The following is a 266-nucleotide window of genomic DNA, read 5'->3' as shown; positions in this document are numbered from 1 at the left end:
CTTTCGAGTGTCCGAATTCCACCTGAGGCTTTGATCCCCACTTGACCACGGCTCAGGTCTCGAATCAGTTCCACATCCGCGACAGTCGCACCACCAAACCAGCCAGTATTGGTTTTAATAAAATCAACCCCTGCATCTAAGCACACTTCCACCGCTAAACGTTTTTCTTCTTCGCTTAAAAGCCCAGCTTCAATAATGGCTTTGACAACGACCCCTGTTTCTTCACAAATCTCGGCAACTTCGCGATTGACTTTTTCCGGACTTCC

Annotated in this window: 1 protein-coding gene; it reads right to left on the bottom strand. The window is 48.1% G+C overall.

Annotated features, from left to right (window positions below):
- The coding region (locus tag R0J87_RS21145; RefSeq protein ID WP_498888735.1) for a hypothetical protein at window positions 1-266 on the bottom strand (266 nt) is incomplete at both ends.

The sequence above is a fragment of the Halomonas sp. SIMBA_159 genome (assembly GCF_046536035.1).
Taxonomy (GTDB): Bacteria; Pseudomonadota; Gammaproteobacteria; order Pseudomonadales; family Halomonadaceae; genus Vreelandella; species Vreelandella venusta_A.
This window is presented reverse-complemented; position numbering and strand designations above follow the sequence as displayed.